General features: G+C 44.9%; 13 protein-coding genes and 1 riboswitch. Of the genes, 12 read left to right on the top strand and 1 reads right to left on the bottom strand.

Translation table 11 applies throughout. The features are described 5' to 3' along the window. The first annotated feature begins 25 nt into the window (after positions 1-25). The 10 genes from K8U60_RS09370 (at position 26) to K8U60_RS09325 (ending at position 9,914) form a co-directional block, all read left to right on the top strand. On the top strand, positions 26-178 hold the full coding sequence (locus K8U60_RS09370; RefSeq protein WP_223637554.1) for a hypothetical protein: 153 nt from the start codon (positions 26-28) through the stop codon (positions 176-178). Between the two features lie 106 nt (positions 179-284). Next, complete coding sequence (locus tag K8U60_RS09365; protein ID WP_223637552.1) at positions 285-1,247, top strand: hypothetical protein; 963 nt, start codon at positions 285-287, stop codon at positions 1,245-1,247. Between the two features lie 199 nt (positions 1,248-1,446). Further along, positions 1,447-3,111, top strand: a complete 1,665-nt coding sequence (locus K8U60_RS09360; RefSeq protein ID WP_223637543.1) for a formate--tetrahydrofolate ligase — start codon at positions 1,447-1,449, stop codon at positions 3,109-3,111. 161 nt (positions 3,112-3,272) lie between these two features. Then, positions 3,273-4,772, top strand: coding sequence for a carboxylesterase/lipase family protein (locus K8U60_RS09355; protein ID WP_223637540.1), 1,500 nt, complete (start codon positions 3,273-3,275; stop codon positions 4,770-4,772). Positions 4,773-4,803: 31 nt separating this feature from the next. Then, positions 4,804-5,025 (top strand): hypothetical protein, encoded by a 222-nt coding sequence (locus K8U60_RS09350; RefSeq protein WP_223637537.1) that lies wholly within the window; start codon positions 4,804-4,806, stop codon positions 5,023-5,025. Positions 5,026-5,126: 101 nt separating this feature from the next. After that, a complete protein-coding gene (locus K8U60_RS09345; protein WP_223637534.1) occupies positions 5,127-6,425 on the top strand; it encodes a DUF4139 domain-containing protein in 1,299 nt (432 codons plus the stop codon). Between the two features lie 127 nt (positions 6,426-6,552). Continuing rightward, entirely contained in the window at positions 6,553-7,167 is a 615-nt protein-coding gene (locus K8U60_RS09340) for a PH domain-containing protein (RefSeq protein ID WP_223637531.1), read from the top strand. A 108-nt stretch (positions 7,168-7,275) separates the two neighbouring features. After that, positions 7,276-7,701, top strand: coding sequence for an acyl-CoA thioesterase (locus tag K8U60_RS09335; RefSeq protein ID WP_223637528.1), 426 nt, complete (start codon positions 7,276-7,278; stop codon positions 7,699-7,701). A 60-nt stretch (positions 7,702-7,761) separates the two neighbouring features. After that, positions 7,762-7,863: riboswitch (purine riboswitch) on the top strand. A 147-nt stretch (positions 7,864-8,010) separates the two neighbouring features. Next, complete coding sequence (locus tag K8U60_RS09330; RefSeq protein WP_223637525.1) at positions 8,011-8,598, top strand: xanthine phosphoribosyltransferase; 588 nt, start codon at positions 8,011-8,013, stop codon at positions 8,596-8,598. After that, on the top strand, positions 8,595-9,914 hold the full coding sequence (locus K8U60_RS09325; RefSeq protein WP_223637509.1) for a nucleobase:cation symporter-2 family protein: 1,320 nt from the start codon (positions 8,595-8,597) through the stop codon (positions 9,912-9,914). The genes K8U60_RS09330 and K8U60_RS09325 overlap by 4 nt, the downstream gene beginning before the upstream one ends. A gap of 44 nt (positions 9,915-9,958) precedes the next feature. Here the strand turns inward: K8U60_RS09325 and K8U60_RS09320 are convergent, their stop codons facing one another. Continuing rightward, complete coding sequence (locus K8U60_RS09320) at positions 9,959-10,954, bottom strand: alpha/beta hydrolase (RefSeq protein WP_223637506.1); 996 nt, start codon at positions 10,952-10,954, stop codon at positions 9,959-9,961. Between the two features lie 296 nt (positions 10,955-11,250). Here K8U60_RS09320 and K8U60_RS09315 point away from each other — a divergent pair, with 296 nt between their 5' ends. After that, positions 11,251-11,988 (top strand): hypothetical protein, encoded by a 738-nt coding sequence (locus K8U60_RS09315; protein ID WP_223637503.1) that lies wholly within the window; start codon positions 11,251-11,253, stop codon positions 11,986-11,988. A 116-nt stretch (positions 11,989-12,104) separates the two neighbouring features. After that, positions 12,105-13,043 carry a ring-cleaving dioxygenase gene (locus tag K8U60_RS09310; protein ID WP_223637500.1) on the top strand — a complete coding sequence of 313 codons (939 nt, stop codon included), beginning with the start codon at positions 12,105-12,107 and terminating at the stop codon, positions 13,041-13,043. Positions 13,044-13,135: the final 92 nt, after the last annotated feature.

The following is a 13,135-nucleotide window of genomic DNA, read 5'->3' as shown; positions in this document are numbered from 1 at the left end:
TAGAAGACATTAAGGAGGGATTACGATGGCACGAGATAAAAATTTAGAGGAATTGAAGCAAAAGCAGCTGGAAAAGGAAATGCGGGAACAGGAAAAAGACATGGAGATGACAGACAGCGGACGGATCCCGAATATTGAGGACGATACTGAAGATAGAGAAGGCCAGGAGAAGCAATAACAGTTACAATGATTTCCCGCATTTCGGTTTCGACCGGGGTGCGGGTTTTTCACGGGGAGGCATGTTACTATAGACATTATTAAAGAGCAAAGAGAGAGTGGTTTATATGTTCAATTCCTTAACCGAATTGATGGAAGAGAAAAATCTGACGGACAAGCGTTCAGTTCCCTGGAACCAGATTTGCCAGGAAGAGCGGTTATCGGAGCAATTCATCAAAGAAAATCTCGATCAAGTAAATTGGAAACAGATTTCCGGACATCAGGAATTATCGGAAGGCTTTATCCGAAAGTACAGAAGCCGCTTGTACTGGGATGAAATCATTAAAGCGCAAAAGCTTTCTGAAGGCTTTATCGAAAAATTTGCAGATAAAAAGAAATGGCACCCTATCGCTAAAGAAGAGCTGAGCAAAAAACAGCAAAAGACGTTTGAAAAAGAAAGCAGACCATTCGATGCGGTGGAATACTGGAAGCTTGTCTCGATGAAGCAGCAGTTGGCCAACTCGAAAGGGCTGTCGCCCGCGTTCATCGAAAAGCATCAGGATAAATTAGCTTGGGCAGAGCTGTGCCGCTGCCAGTACTTGCCGATGCCGTTGATCCATCGCCATGCCCGCCAGGTGGACTGGACCTTGGTGACACGCCATCAGGTTCTATCCGAACGTTTTATCGAGAAATACAGCAACGACGTGGAATGGGAAACTATCACGTTTCATCAGTCTCTATCCGAACGCTTCATCACGCGGCACCAAGCTAAGATGAGCTTTATTTCAGCAGAGGAAGGACGCTCGGAAGCCTTTCTCTATACTCATTTCAACAAACTGGATGCCGCATCGATTCTTGAGCACCAGCAATTGAAAGATGTGAAAAGATACAAACCGCTGGATGTCTATGTGCTGACTAAGAATGGCGAGAAAAAATACATCCTCAAATTTCATGAGTTGACGGAGGAATTAGAGCCAGTCCGAAAAGTTGATGAAGAAGAGCTTTATGATCACTTGGAGGAAAACGATTTATTGGCAACTGTGGAAGAAGACTTCCCGGAACTGATGATCATCGGTGATGTGCGTTTCTGAATTTTTAACGGTGCATGAATCCAAATTGCTGTTGATTTTCAGCATTTTATAGAAGGCGGAAACCCAGCAGTTAGAAACTTTCTTTCAGTCTTTGTAGATAGAGTAACCGCTTCTCAGAAATTTGGAGAAACGGTTATTTTTTTGTTTTAGCGCAAAACAGGTTATACTAAATAAAAAAATTGAAAGTTGGGATTACTTCATGGCGTTTACAGATTTATCGATTGCAAGCGAAGCGACGATCCACCCGATCCTGGACATAGCAGAACAGGCAGGCATCTCAAAAGAAGCATTGGAATTATACGGAAACTATAAAGCGAAAATCAATGTAGACCGATTGGCGCCTGTTCAAAAATTAGGGCAAGTGGTACTGGTGACAGCAATCAGCCCGACGCCTGCTGGAGAAGGGAAGTCTACTGTAACTGTAGGGTTGGCGGATGCTTTCAAGCAATTGGATGAATCGGTGGCAGTAGCGCTGCGTGAACCGTCTTTAGGTCCGGTCATGGGTGTGAAAGGCGGAGCTACTGGCGGTGGCTTTGCACAGGTCCTGCCGATGGAAGATATTAATCTGCATTTCACGGGAGACATCCATGCCATCACTTCAGCGAATAACGCGTTGGCGGCCTTGATTGATAATCATCTCCATCAAGGCAATCTGTTGAATATCGATCCGCGCCGCATTACATGGAAACGTGCGCTCGATATCAATGACCGAGCGCTGCGCCATGTGACCATCGGACTTGGAGGTCCCGGCCAAGGCGTGCCGCGGGAAGATGGTTTTGACATTACAGTCGCTTCGGAAATAATGGCAGTTCTTTGTTTGGCAACTTCCTTGGCCGACTTGAAAGAGCGTCTGGCACAGATGGTGATCGGCTACACCTACGACAGAGAGCCGATCACCGTAAGAGATCTTGGCGTGGAAGGGGCTTTGACTTTATTGTTGAAAGAAGCTTTCAAACCGAACTTGGTCCAGACAATTGAAGGAACACCGGCTATTATCCATGGTGGTCCCTTTGCGAACATCGCCCATGGCTGCAACTCGCTGATTGCGACGAACACAGCAAGAAGAGTTGCAGATATTGTGGTGACGGAAGCAGGATTCGGAGCGGATTTGGGCGCTGAAAAATTCATGCATATCAAGTCGAGAAAAGGCGGCTTCCATCCGGATGCGGTTGTCATTGTGGCGACTGTGCGTGCACTTAAAATGCATGGTGGCGTGGCCAAAAGTCTATTGGCGGAAGAAAACGCAGATGCTGTAAAACGTGGAATGGTCAATTTAGCGAAACATGTGGATACGATCCGTCAATTCGGCATCGAGCCGGTTGTGGCGCTGAACCGCTTTTCCGGAGACAGTGAAGCGGAGTTGGCAACAGTGCTGGAGTGGGCGGAAACAGAAGGTGTTGCGATTGCCATGACGGAAGTCTGGGCAAAAGGCGGACAGGGTGGCATTGTCTTGGCCAAGCTGGTCAAAGAGGAGTTGCAGCGTCCGACGGATTTCCATCATCTTTACAAAGAAGACGATTCAATCGAAGAGAAACTTCGCACCATCGTTCAAAAAGTTTATGGTGGAGCGGACATCCAGTTATCGGATTTTGCGCAAAAGCAACTGGTCGAATTGAAGAGGTACGGCTGGGATTCGTTGCCGATCTGCATGGCGAAAACACAATACTCCTTATCGGATCAGCCTAAATTATTGGGGCTTCCTGAAGGATTCACCATTACCATCCGGGAGATCATCCCCAAGCTGGGTGCAGGATTCCTGGTTTGTCTGACTGGTGACATCATGACCATGCCAGGTCTTCCAAAACAGCCTGCCGCTTTGAATATGGATGTTACGGCTGACGGAAAAGCTGTTGGTTTGTTTTAAAGAATGAAGACCCGGACTCGTTTCCGGGTCTTTTTTTTATCCAACCGTACTCAGGAAGATTAATTTTTTAATTTAACTAAATAATCAGAAAAAACAAGGCTAATCCTGAAGATGAATGGTAGAATATAGGGGTCAAAGCATCATCAGTTAGGGGGAAGACAATGACATCAACCATTGTTGAAAGTATTTACGGCAAGGTGCGGGGCCAGCAGCAGGGCAATGCCGCCGTCTGGAAAGGCATTCCCTATGCAAAACCGCCTATTGGTGACCTGCGTTTTCGTGCACCGCAGCCGCCGGAGCCATGGACGGAAGTGCGTGAGGCTACTCTATTTGGACCAGCGGCTATACAAGTCAGCAATGGCATTATGGAGTTTCTGGGCAATCAGACAGACAATACCAGTGAGGATTGCCTTTACTTGAATGTCTGGTCGCCAGCAGCCGACAATCGGCGCCGTCCCGTCATGGTTTGGATTCACGGAGGTGCTTTTACTGCCGGGGCAGGTTCCGGGCAACTATACGATGGACATTCTTTTACGACTGAAGGCGACGTTGTCATCGTAACATTCAATTACCGCTTGGGAGCGCTCGGCTTCTTGCATCTTGGCGGCATTGGAGGAGATGACTTTTCGGGTTCCTGCAATTGTGGAATTTTGGATCAAATGGCTGCACTTCAATGGGTTCAGGACAATATCGAGAAATTTGGAGGGGATCCTGAGCGTGTAACGGTTTTCGGCGAATCCGCAGGTGCCATGAGCATCGGCGTTCTGATGGCGGTGCCGAAAGCGAAAGGCTTGTTTCATCAAGCCATCATGCAAAGCGGAGCAGCCGCAAATGTCCTTAGTTCATCTATTGCAGAAAAAGTCAGCAGTCGCCTTTTGGCCGCATTGGAAATCGGACATGGTGAAGTGGACAAAATCAGACAGATTCCTGCCCAGCAATTAGTGGATACCGCTGCTTTATTGCCGGCGATGAGCCTGGTTCCCGTCGTGGAAGGGCATCTGCTCCCCGTCCATCCGGAGCAGGCGATAGCAGAAGGATCGGCAAAAGAGATTCCGGTGATGATCGGTACAAATAAAGATGAATACCGGCTTTTCAGCTTTTTTGATTCCCGTTGGAAAAATGGAGACGCGGAAGAGATTTCTTCGATTTTTGAACATGCATTTGGTCTTAATTGGCTGAGGATTTCACAATACCTGCTCAACGGAGAAGAGTTGAATCAGGATATTTACGATAAGTTGATGACCATGAGCCTGTTCACATTCCCGGCATTGAAACTTTCAGAATTACAGGTAAAGCAGGAAGCGCCGGTATGGATGTATCGGTTTGATTGGGAGACGCCTGCTTTTAGCGGAGAGCTGAAGGCCTGCCATAGTTTGGAGCTTCCCTTCGTTTGGAATACAATTGCAAAAGCCGGAACCGAGCGGTTGACCGGTGCTGCTGAGGAACGAAAGAAATTAGCGGAAGAGATGCACCATTCCTGGATACGGTTTGCCAGAAGCGGTAATCCGAATGCACCCAAGCTGCCTGAATGGCGGGCGTATAATCTTGAGCACCGGCCAGTCATGATCTTTAATCGCGAGAACGTACTCGTCCATGATCCAAACAGCGGTGAGCGAAAGAAATGGGAAAACCTTATGGTGCATCTAGAAAAATCCCGCTGACAGAAAAAACGGACGAACGGGAGGAACAACTATGGGCTGCCAAATTACCGTCACGGATTTTGTTGAACAGGGAACGGCGATTTACATAAAAATAGAAGTGTATGATCTTCAAAAAAATCAGAGATACAAAGAAGAATTGCGGTTTCTGGGAGATTTGCTGTATGGAGATTTGATCCATCCGAAAAGGTCTCCGTTAACAGAGGAATGCCGCCTGAAAACCATTGTTTACCTTAAACAGTATTTTGGCCGCTGATGCAAGCAGAGCTCTGGCTTTCACCTGTCACTGACGCTAAAGAAGAATTTTTTTGTGCCATTCACTGAGCTCCAATAGGTTCTTGGAAGGGAGAGATCTGAATGAAATTCCATTCAACACGCCAGCAGCAGACATCTTCAAGTTTAACCGTCTACAATGATGGATTTGGATTGGTCAAAGAAACGCGGATGATTCCAGGAAACAAAGAGATAAGTGAAATCCGATTTATGGATATTGCTTCAGGAATCGAAGCGGATTCCGTCCTGATTCATGGCCTCCATGTACTGGAACAAAGCTACGATAGCGAATTGATCAGTAAAGAAACACTCTTGGAAAAGTACATTGATGAAGTGATAACTGTAAGAAATGCTGAGCTGGGCGAAGAGATGAAAATCCGATTGCTCAGTGTTTCAGGAAGTATCATCGGTGAACGGACTGATACTGAAGAAATTGTCATTGATCCGATTGGACAACTGGTTTTACCTGCGCTGCCCACTGGGTTATTGACGAAGCCTGCTTTGTTATGGAAAATAGCAGCCATTGAAACAGACCTTGAAGCGAAAGTCTCCTATTTGACGCAAGGGATGGAGTGGCAGGCAAATTATGTCGCGGAAATCAGCGGTTCTCGCCTGACGCTCATGGGGTGGATCCAACTTTCCAATACTAGCGGCATGGATTTTTACGACAGCCGGCTCAAGCTGGCGGCCGGTAAGGTCAATCGATACAGAGACCCGCACCCATTGAATCAAGCCAGGTTGTTTGCCAAAGCAGAGGAATCGGGTTCTTTTTTTGAAGAGGATAGCTTTGCTGATTACCATACTCACAGTCTGGAGCATCCGGTGTCCATCTCACATGGGCAGAAAAAACAAATCAGTTTCCTGAAAATACAGGATGCGGCTTTCCGGAAGATATATAAGGTGGAAGCAGAAAGCAAACAAGCGAAGATTATCATGGAATTCGATAATACCAAAACCAATAAGCTTGGAATCCCATTGCCTAGAGGGATTCTTAAAGTATATGAACAGGATCGTGACGGTGAAATGGAGTTCATCGGAGAGAATGCCATCAATCATACTGCAGCACAGCAGAAAGTCTCTTTGTTAATTGGTGAAGCGTTTGAGATCGCCAGCAAAAGCTGGGAGAAAAAGCGGGACAAGCGAGGAAATTTTGAGTATGTGACCTATATCTATAAATTGCAGAACCACAAATCAGAATATGTGCGGATCGAAGTCAATCATCATATTCCTGAGCGGATATGGCAGATGGAATCATCCACCCATGACTACGAACTAAAGCAATCAGACGAACTGGAGTTTCGCGTACACATTCCGGCCGGTAAACTTGTAAATGTGGAGTTTACTTATAAAGTGGACAGAACTGCCGATGAGCGTATCAAGTGAAAATGGAGCGGGTTCTTCAGTCCCGTTCTTTTTTTATGGATTCCTGTTTCTGGTGCTGTTTTTTCGATTCTTTGATAGAATTAAGTTAATGGAATCACCACTTTATGGATAAAGGGGAATACTTGCTATGTTTAAAAAGATGGCTTCTGAAGCACTTGGCTTATCGGATATCGGGAAAATCATTGATCCGCAGGACTTCGATAAAACAGACTCCGACGATTACGTCATGAATGAAGATGGAGAAAAAATCTACTTTTTGATCAAAACAAAAGCGGATGAATATTGTTTCACCAATCTGGCCATCATCCATGTTGATGGTGAAAGTGCAATGTCCTCCAAACGGACGTTGAGGCGTTATCCTTATTCCCAGCATACTATTTCAAGCGTCGTTTTGGAAACTGCGGGACGAATTGACTTGGATTTGGAACTAGCTTTTACTGTAGGTTCCGTTCCTTTTAAAATTGATGTACAAAAGCAGCAGGCAGCTCGGTTAACGGACCTCTATAAATCGCTATTGCGAATCGCTGAAATTACTCATGAAAATTCAATTATCATCGGGATGGCTGATGACAGCCTGGAAAAGGCAGTGACGATTCTGCAGAATTCACGAGCAGGTGATGTGAAGTTGGATGACCAATACTCGAAACTGACGGATTTCGGCTTTACCTGGATGACTTCTGTCCGCAACCAATACCATGTTAAAGACTTTGGTGATGTATTTGAGAAGTACATCAACAATTAAGAAAGGAAAGGTGGATGCCGAACCGGGTCCATCTTTTTCTATCTGATTTTCTTTCTGCCATGCAATAATCAGCACTGAAAAGAATACCGATGAAGAAGGAGGAGACATATGTATAAAACGATATTGACACCAAGGGTTTCAGAAACAGATGCAGTGGGCCATATCAACAACACGACCTTGCCGGTATGGTTTGAAGCAGCCAGGAATCCGTTGTTCGACTTATTTACACCTGATCATGATTTTGCGAAATGGAAAATGGTCATCGTCAAAACCACTCTGGAATTCACCGGACAAATCTATTTTGGCCAGGATGTGGAAGTAAATGTGTGGGTGAAGAAAATGGGCGGCAGTAGTCTGGAATTGTATGAAGAACTTTATCAGGATAATAATCTTTGTGCCCACAATACAGCGGTTTATGTAAATTATAATTTGCATAAGAAAAAATCCGAACCGATTCCGGAAGAGATCCGCTCGGAGCTCGGTAAGCATTTATGGGTGAAGAATGAAGAAGAACCGCCTGTTGTGTCTGAATAAATGGAATACTTTTTTAACTTAAGCCGCCCTTGAAAAGCGTAAACAGCGTGCTATAATAAGACCATTCAAATACGATTCACTCATATAATCGCGGGGATATGGCCCGCAAGTTTCTACCGGTTTGCCGTAAACGAACTGACTATGAGAAGCAACGAAGCAACTGGATTGCGCCTTTTGAGGTGTCTATTCTTTTTTGTTTCCTTTCGAATTCAAGCTCGAAGGACATTGCTCCACTCATGGTATGAATGGATGCACGTTCTGAGGGCTTTTTTTCATGCCTTCAGCCGTGACAGAAGAGGAGTTGGCAGCATGAAAAAATTGCAGGATAAGATTTTATCGGACGGCAAGGTTTTGTCGGAATCGGTATTGAAAGTAGATTCATTTTTAAATCACCAAATTGATCCGCCTTTGATGCAGGCAATTGGGGAAGAGTTCGCTTCAAGGTTTAAGGAAGATGGGGTTACAAAAGTGTTAACCTTGGAATCATCAGGAATCGCTCCAGCGATGATGACAGGCTTAGTTCTTGGTGTGCCTGCTGTATTTGCAAGAAAGCGCAAATCACTGACATTGGTCGATCATTTATACACAGCAAGCGTCCATTCATATACGAAAAATGAAACCAACGATATTTCCGTGTCAAAGGATTTTATCCAAAAAGATGATGTCGTATTGGTCATGGATGATTTTCTTGCAAACGGACAGGCGGCTTTAGGATTATTGGATATTGTGGAACAAGCCGGCGCCAAATTGGCCGGAATCGGTATTGTCATTGAAAAAGGATTCCAGCCGGGCGGCAGTTTGCTTCGTGAGCGGGGTATCCGTGTTGAAACATTGGCAAACATCTCTTCTTTGGAAAATGGGCAAGTGACATTTTTTGAGGAGGCGAAAGTTAAATGAAAAAAACACTGGGTGAAACAGCTTTAGGATTCCAGCATGTCCTGGCGATGTACGCAGGCGCCGTATTAGTTCCCTTGATTGTCGGAGAAGCACTTGGATTGACACCTGAACAATTGACGTATCTGGTGGCAATCGACATTTTACTATGCGGTGTAGCGACAATTCTTCAAATCGTCAGCAACCGTTTCTTCGGCATCGGGCTTCCGGTTGTTCTGGGTTGCACATTTACTGCCGTTGGACCAATGATTGCAATCGGTGGCCAATATGGCATTTCCGCTATTTATGGAGCTATTCTTGTTTCCGGAGTCTTTGTCGTTTTGATCAGCGGCTTTTTCGGCAGCTTGGTCCGTTTCTTCCCACCGGTTGTTACAGGAACTGTTGTAACGATCATCGGTATTACACTCATTCCCGTAGCCATCAATAATATGGGGGGCGGACAGGGAGCCGCTGATTTTGGTTCACTTGCCAATATTGGCCTGTCTTTCGGCACTCTTTTGTTCATCGTCTTCATGTATCGGTTTTCTTCCGGTTTTTTAAGAGCCATTTCCATCCTAATGGGATTGATTGTTGGAACAGTTGCTGCTTTTTTCCTTGGGAAGGTGGATTTTTCCCCAATCGCAGACGCTTCCTATTTCCATATGGTCGAGCCTTTTTACTTCGGAATGCCGACTTTTGAATGGCCAGCCATCCTGACGATGATCTTAGTGGCCATGGTGTCATTGGTTGAATCGACAGGCGTATATTTCGCGCTTGGGGATATCACGAAAAAGAAATTAAAAGAAAAAGACTTGGCAAAAGGGTATCGTGCGGAAGGGTTGGCCATCGTACTCGGAGGGATATTCAACTCCTTCCCGTATACAGCATTTTCGCAAAACGTAGGGCTGATTCAGATGTCCGGCGTCAAATCACGAAAAATTATCCTGATTGCAGGAATTATGTTGATTACACTTGGATTTGTTCCGAAAATTGCTGCCGTGACTACGATCATTCCGCCTTCAGTTCTTGGTGGGGCTATGATTGCGATGTTCGGTATGGTGATTGCGCAAGGCATTAAAATGCTGAGTACCATCATCACCGACTCTCAGGAAAACTCCATGATCATTGCCTGTTCGGTTGGAATCGGGCTTGGTGTTACAGTAGTTCCTGAACTGTTTGTCCAATTGCCTTCAAGTATTCAAATTTTAACGAGTAATGGAATCGTAGCCGGAAGTGTTACGGCCATTGTCCTGAATATTCTTTTCAATATGCTTCCTACCAAAAAGAGACAGCAGGCAGCTGCTCCTGTTATTAAAGAAAGCACAGTAAATCAAGGATGAAAAACAAAAACGAGCAACCGCTTTTCTGCGGAGTGCTCGTTTTTTTATTTACCATGGACAAAAAGAAACTGAAGGGTTTTTTCAAGCGTGCTCTGTGCGTCCTCTGTGCTCAAATCATATTGATACTCATGCTTCAGGTTTTTCTGGGTGCTTTCGAAAAAGACCGAGCTGACCTGTACTTCATTGGCCTGCAGCAGTTCGACCAGTTCAGCAGACTGGGAAACGAATGGATCCGCATCGCCGACAGTTATGAAGACAGGCGGAAAGTTCGGGCTGATATGCTGGACAGTGGAAAGCTCATCGATTCTCGGAAACGACTCGAATGGTTCGGCACCTGTATAGGCTGTAAGAAAAAGGTCGATGTTTGGAAAAGCGGTGGCTCGGACAGTATCCAGGTTATACAAGCCGCATAATAACAAGGCTCCTTGAAGCTGGCTATTGGCGATGGCCGGTTGAATGGCCATCGTTTTCGCCAATTCTACATTTGATATAAGAGCGGCTACCTGGCTGGCAATCTGTGCACCCGCAGAATCGCCTCCTACGAAGACGCGTTCCATGTCACCACCATATTCAGCAGCGTGAAGCTGCATAAAAGCAAGCGCCTGGTTAGCTTGCAGCACTGGACCTGGATAGAGAGATGCTGGAGCCAGTGCGTAATCGATGTTCGCGACTACGTAGCCGGCATCTGCCAAAGCCATAGCGTAATCCTGGCGGCTATCTTTAGAACCCCCAACATAGCCTCCTCCATGGATCCACAAAATGACCGGCATCGAAGCGGAAGCGTCTTTAGGATGATAAATATCCAAAAGGCTGTTTTTTGAATCGCTGTATACTAAATTTTTTACAACCTTAACGCGTTCATTGATTTCATGGATATCGGGGGGAGGGCTGAAAGCCGCAGAGCCTGAGATTTGGATAGACGCTGAAGCATCGGGAGATGAAGTAATTTCTTCAAAAACAACCACAGCAAATAAAAGAGCAATCAACGTAAAAAAAACAATCCATTTTTTTCGCTTTTGACGTCCAGTTTGAGTTCCCACAGTATCCGTCCTTTAGAGTGAATTTTTCGCGTATGATATAAATAAGATAAAAAGAAATCCGGTCAGCTAGTGGCCTACTCGGTTAAAGTATTGCCCGTACCCACAGGTATTAACTGCTAAGACAATTACTTGAACTTCTTTATATAATAGCTATGCTAACACGAATAAAGACAGTGACCAACGAATTATATTTATGAAAATGAAATATATTTGTAATAGGGTATAAGCGGGAATGCAATATAAAGGGGGTACTTAAGCAGGTATGGCTTTTTTAAACTTTTAAAGGGAGTGAGTAAATGTTTGGAATAGCCGATTTGATCGCATTGATAATTTCTGCATTTATTATTTTACCCGTAGTCGTCTTTTTACGGGAATCGGGTTATTTAATAATGGGTTTAATAGTAGGGGTTAAAAACCCACGAATGACGATTGGCTCGGGACCAAGAATTGTTAAAATAGGGATGTTCGATATACGAAAATATTACCATCTATATAGTTGGTTTTCGTATGATTCATTAAGAAGAGAAGGAAAGATTGCTTATATATCCCTTTATGCAGGTCCGATTTTAGTGAATATGGTTGTGGCATTTACGATAAACGCTTTGTTAGCAAATGGCATGCTGGAAGAATATGCAACGTTTTGGGATCGTTTTGTCTTTTATGCATTCTATTATGTAGTGTTTGATATCGTGCCGATGAAAACAGCCAACGGAATGCCGAATAACGGTCTGATTATCTATGAAATGCTTCGCTACGGCAGAAGAACAGACTATAACGATGAGCCATTCCTTCCGTCCACTTCAGAAGTGGAAGAACAGTATCAAGAGGATATGGAAAAAATAGAAGAAGTCAAAGAGCAGCAAAAAGATCAGGTGGAAGAACAACAGGAAAATTCGGACATGTCCAAGTCTGAGGAAAGAGAAAGAAAAGAGGAAATCGAAGAAGACAAAAAAGAAGATCAGGAAGATTTAGAGCAAATCAAAGATCAAAAGCAAAAGCAGATGAACAAGCATGAAGACAATCTTCCAAAATAAAGCGTTTTGTACAGATGAACATCAGTTTTAGAACTTCGAGTGAATATCTTTAATTCGAGATAATAGAATGATAAGATAGGCAAGTAGAGTTGAATATAACGAAGGAGTGCTGCACAATGACAAAAAAATCAATGGGAATTCATCATATTACTGCAATTGTCGGGGATCCGCAGGAAAATGTGGATTTTTATGCCGGCGTCTTGGGGTTGCGACTGGTCAAAAAAACAGTAAACTTTGATGATCCAGGTACCTATCATCTGTATTTCGGGGATGAAACCGCAAAACCGGGAACCATCATCACGTTCTTCCCTTGGGGAAATGCTTATAAAGGGAAAATTGGGGATGGCCAAGTTGGTGTCACCACTTATGCAGTTCCAGAGGGGGCTCTAGCATTCTGGGAAAAGAGATTCGGGAAATTCAAGGTGCCCTTTACAAAAACAACGCGCTTTGAAGAGTCTTATCTGTCATTTGATGATCCGCACGGTTTGCATTTGGAATTGGTTGAAAGACAGCAAGGTGAACCAAATACATGGGCAATTGGTGAAGTAACGGAAGAAGTAGCCATCAAGGGGTTTGGCGGTGCCACTTTATACACAGCCAACTCAGAAAAAACAGCAGAGTTGTTGGAAACGGTCATGGGCCTCGAAAAAATAGGGGAAGAAAATGACCTTATGCGTTTCCGCGCAGCCAGCGATCTCGGCAACATCATTGATGTCAAGCTATCCAGAGTTGGCACAGGGCAGATGGGTGTAGGAACTGTCCATCACATCGCCTGGCGCGCGCAGGACGACGCGGATCAATTAGATTGGAAAGAACAAGTGGAAACCTACGGACTCGGGGTAACGCCGGTTCAGGACCGCAATTACTTCAACGCTATCTATTTCCGGGAATATGGAGACATCCTTTTTGAAATCGCCACCGATCCCCCAGGATTTGCAATCGACGAATCGCCGGAAGCACTGGGAGAAGCATTGATGCTGCCAGCGCAATACGAAAGACACAGAAAAAACCTTCAACGAGACCTTCCGCCGATTCAAGTAAGAAATTTAGATTGAAGCAAAGAAAAGCGTAAGCAGCCGTGTAGATTCGACGGGCATAAGATGCTCCGGCGAAGCGGCGTTTCTTCAGCCGCACAGCTGGAGTGGCT

Origin of the sequence: Planococcus circulans (assembly GCF_020023385.1) — a bacterium.
Taxonomy (GTDB): Bacteria; Bacillota; Bacilli; order Bacillales_A; family Planococcaceae; genus Planococcus.
This window is presented reverse-complemented; position numbering and strand designations above follow the sequence as displayed.

Bases quoted from the DNA above. Each gene is read 5' to 3' on its own strand.
- K8U60_RS09370 (WP_223637554.1), top strand. From the start codon at position 26: ATGGCACGAGATAAAAATTTAGAGGAATTGAAGCAAAAGCAGCTGGAA.
- K8U60_RS09365 (WP_223637552.1), top strand. From the start codon at position 285: ATGTTCAATTCCTTAACCGAATTGATGGAAGAGAAAAATCTGACGGAC.
- K8U60_RS09360 (WP_223637543.1), top strand. From the start codon at position 1,447: ATGGCGTTTACAGATTTATCGATTGCAAGCGAAGCGACGATCCACCCG.
- K8U60_RS09355 (WP_223637540.1), top strand. From the start codon at position 3,273: ATGACATCAACCATTGTTGAAAGTATTTACGGCAAGGTGCGGGGCCAG.
- K8U60_RS09350 (WP_223637537.1), top strand. From the start codon at position 4,804: ATGGGCTGCCAAATTACCGTCACGGATTTTGTTGAACAGGGAACGGCG.
- K8U60_RS09345 (WP_223637534.1), top strand. From the start codon at position 5,127: ATGAAATTCCATTCAACACGCCAGCAGCAGACATCTTCAAGTTTAACC.
- K8U60_RS09340 (WP_223637531.1), top strand. From the start codon at position 6,553: ATGTTTAAAAAGATGGCTTCTGAAGCACTTGGCTTATCGGATATCGGG.
- K8U60_RS09335 (WP_223637528.1), top strand. From the start codon at position 7,276: ATGTATAAAACGATATTGACACCAAGGGTTTCAGAAACAGATGCAGTG.
- K8U60_RS09330 (WP_223637525.1), top strand. From the start codon at position 8,011: ATGAAAAAATTGCAGGATAAGATTTTATCGGACGGCAAGGTTTTGTCG.
- K8U60_RS09325 (WP_223637509.1), top strand. From the start codon at position 8,595: ATGAAAAAAACACTGGGTGAAACAGCTTTAGGATTCCAGCATGTCCTG.
- K8U60_RS09315 (WP_223637503.1), top strand. From the start codon at position 11,251: ATGTTTGGAATAGCCGATTTGATCGCATTGATAATTTCTGCATTTATT.
- K8U60_RS09310 (WP_223637500.1), top strand. From the start codon at position 12,105: ATGACAAAAAAATCAATGGGAATTCATCATATTACTGCAATTGTCGGG.